The sequence below is a fragment of the Nostoc sp. CALU 546 genome, from assembly GCF_048836525.1.
In genome coordinates this window covers 1-2,514 of sequence record NZ_JAWJTF010000294.1, presented here as the reverse complement: position 1 = coordinate 2,514, position 2,514 = coordinate 1, and the positions used below count along the sequence as shown (strand labels likewise).

2 protein-coding genes and 1 pseudogene are annotated in these 2,514 nt (G+C 44.1%); 1 reads left to right on the top strand and 2 read right to left on the bottom strand.

What is annotated here, in order from left to right; translation table 11 throughout:
* Together RRG12_RS42875 and RRG12_RS42870 are read right to left on the bottom strand one after the other, a co-directional pair.
* Positions 1-742: pseudogene (locus RRG12_RS42875) on the bottom strand (chlorophyll a/b binding light-harvesting protein); the annotation flags it as partial.
* Between the two features lie 2 nt (positions 743-744).
* Entirely contained in the window at positions 745-1,767 is a 1,023-nt protein-coding gene (locus tag RRG12_RS42870) for a chlorophyll a/b binding light-harvesting protein (RefSeq protein WP_420761696.1), read from the bottom strand.
* Positions 1,768-2,164: 397 nt separating this feature from the next.
* On the opposite strand from RRG12_RS42870, the gene RRG12_RS42865 reads away from it, so the two are divergent.
* Entirely contained in the window at positions 2,165-2,467 is a 303-nt protein-coding gene (locus RRG12_RS42865; RefSeq protein ID WP_420761688.1) for a hypothetical protein, read from the top strand.
* The last annotated feature ends 47 nt before the right edge of the window (positions 2,468-2,514 follow it).

Genomic DNA, 2,514 nt, shown 5'->3' with positions numbered 1-2,514 from the left:
GGTAAGCCTCACCAGACCAAAACAGTATCTTTTTCGCCCAAGAAAAGGGCTTGGTGAGAATGTGCCAAAATCCCCCGACAATACAGAGTATTCCTACCCAAATATGTCCACCGATGACATCTTCTAGATTATTAACTGCTGCCATCCCCTGTTCGCCAAAAGCACCGAAGAGATAGCCAAAGATGCGACCAGGGTTAATAGTTGGTTCAGTAATTACTCGTACAGATGCCATTGCCGGATCATAAAGACCACCCCAAAACAGCGCCTTCGCTACCAATAACCACGCCCCGAACCCCAACAACAGCAGATGAATGCCGATGATAGTGGTCATCTTGTCTTCATCTTTCCAGTCGTAGCCAAAGAAGCCAGGAAAAGAGGGGTTTTCACTTAAGACTTCCGGGCCTAAAAAGGCGTGGTAAATTCCGCCAGCACCCAGTACAGCCGAACTAATCAGATGTAAAACACCAATGACAAAATAAGGATAAGTATCAATAATTTGACCCCCGTCACCAACACCAAATCCCAAGGTTGCCAGATGAGGCAGTAAGATTAACCCCTGTTCATACATCGGTTGGGAGGGGTTGTATTTGGTAATTTCAAACAGAGTCATTGCTCCTGCCCAAAGCACAATCAACCCAGCATGGGCAACATGAGCGCCTAAAAGCCTACCCGACAGGTTAATAAACCGGGCATTACCAGCCCACCAACCCGATTCCTGGGTTGTTATCGTTGCAGTTGCCATTCTTAGATTGCCTCCCCACGAGTTGAATGGATGACTCTACCCTTTGCGAAGTCAAATCCAGCAGCACGTAGAGCGTGCCAGAGATGCCCTTGAAGAAAGAAGAAACCTAGCCAGAAGTGAGCATTCGCCAGCCAAACGCGAGAGGATAGTAAATTTCCACTTTGAAAGTAGGGAAAGCGGTCAAACCCAATACTCAGGGCTGGCCCATAAAATTCCGGTGGGTAAGCTAGGGTGTTAACCGAGACAAAATAGGCAGCAATCAAACCCATGAGAGCTAAAGCACCCAAACTGTAAGAAAGGTATGCTTCTCCTGACCAGATAAAAAGCTGCTTTGCCCAGCCAAAAGGTTGAGTCGTAATGTGCCAGATACCGCCGGCAATGCAGAGAATGCTCACCCAAATGTGACCACCAACCAAGTCTTCTAGGTTATTGACTCCAGCAATCCAGTGTTTGCCACCGCCACCAAACAAGTAGCCAAAAATTACGGCAGAGTTCCAGGTGGGACTAGAAACTACGCGCACCTCACCCACCGTAGAATCATACAAGCCGCCAAAGAACATCGCTTTGGCAACTAGTAAGCCTGCTCCCAAACCCAGCAATACTAGGTGAATACCCAGAATCGTGGTCATTTTATTCGCATCTGACCAGCGATAGCCAAAGAAGGAAAATCTCTCTTCTAAGATGGCGGGGCCACGTAGGGCATGAAAGATGCCACCAAGTCCCAAGAAGGCGGAGCTAATTAGGTGCAATACTCCAATGACGAAGTAAGGATATGTATCTAATATCTGTCCACCACTTCCAACACCCCAGCCGAGGGTTGCTAAATGAGGCAATAGAATCAACCCCTGTTCGTACATTGGTTGCGCTCTGTTAAAGTGGGCAAGTTCAAATAGGGTTGTTGCACCAGCCCAGAGAACAATTAACCCTGCATGAGCAACGTGAGCGCCCAAAAGTCGCCCTGAGAGGTTGGTTAACCGGGCGTTCCCTGCCCACCAGGGAATCGACTCCGGTGTTTGAACAGCCATCCTTGTCATGGCGTTACCTCCTGAGAAAGTTTTCAAATCGCTGAAATAGACAATTAGCTTAATGAGTATCTATCTCAATAAGTTTAAGGATATCCTACCAGACTTATTGACAAGATTTTTCATCTATAAATAATAAAGTTTTGTGAAGAACTTCAGGAAACAAATTGAAGAAACCGCTCTACTTGTACAATGAGCAGTACAAGTTCACGCAATAAGATGAAAGTTATTTCTTTTAGCGAAGCGAGAAATAGCCTGAAGTAAGTATATTTTTTTGAAAGCACTCCATCGACTCAAACTAAGTGCCTTACGGTATCCTCACAAAATGTTCCTGATGATTACTGGTTTCAAAAAATACTTCGGTAAAGGAAGCTAGAGGAAGTAAGTTTTTTGTGCATTTATGAAATTAATTCAAATACTAAAAGTAGCTGTAATTCCTGTTTTGACTGTATTTAGCTTGGTGTCCGCATCAAACATAGCACTAGCCGACTACTTAAATAGTCAGGGTTCAGGAGGTGATTACCGTTATGAATTATGGTCTAGCGATGATAATAGCAGTTACTATTTGAAAGTTTGGCTATATGAAGCAAGTCCAGACAGTAGTGCATACTCCACAACTAGATCATTTGACTCTAGTAGGGAAGCTTTAATTTATTTTGATTGCAATTACGCCGAGAGAAGTTTACCAGAATGCCCTAAATAATAATTCGTAATTGCTAATTCGTAATTCGTAATTGAATTTTTTAATTA

Excerpts from the sequence above, each read along its gene's own strand:
- RRG12_RS42870 (WP_420761696.1), bottom strand. The coding sequence starts at position 1,767 with ATGGCTGTTCAAACACCGGAGTCGATTCCCTGGTGGGCAGGGAACGCC.
- RRG12_RS42865 (WP_420761688.1), top strand. The coding sequence starts at position 2,165 with ATGAAATTAATTCAAATACTAAAAGTAGCTGTAATTCCTGTTTTGACT.